Here is a 204-nt window from a genome sequence, read left to right as displayed (position 1 = left end):
TGACGCTCGTAGCGGTGGTTGAGACGTCGGTAGCCGGTCAGCCACGACATCGTGCGCTCGATGACCCAGCGGCGGCGGCCCAGCCGTTCGCTGGACTCGATGCCCTTGCGTGCGATGCGGACGCCGATGTGCTTGCCCCATAACCATCGCCGCAGGTGAGGGATGTCGTACGCCTTGTCGGCGTGAAGACGCCCGGGCTTGGAA

General features: G+C 66.2%; 1 protein-coding gene. It reads right to left on the bottom strand.

The genetic code is table 11. The features are described 5' to 3' along the window. Nucleotides 1-204 (bottom strand): transposase (locus tag OO52_RS53900; RefSeq protein WP_037671891.1); only part of this gene is annotated, 204 nt, incomplete at both ends.

Source organism: Streptomyces flaveolus (assembly GCF_000716535.1).
GTDB lineage: Bacteria > Actinomycetota > Actinomycetes > Streptomycetales > Streptomycetaceae > Streptomyces > Streptomyces flaveolus_A.
The sequence above is the reverse complement of the archived record's forward strand: the minus strand, read 5'-3'. Positions and strand labels throughout refer to the sequence as shown.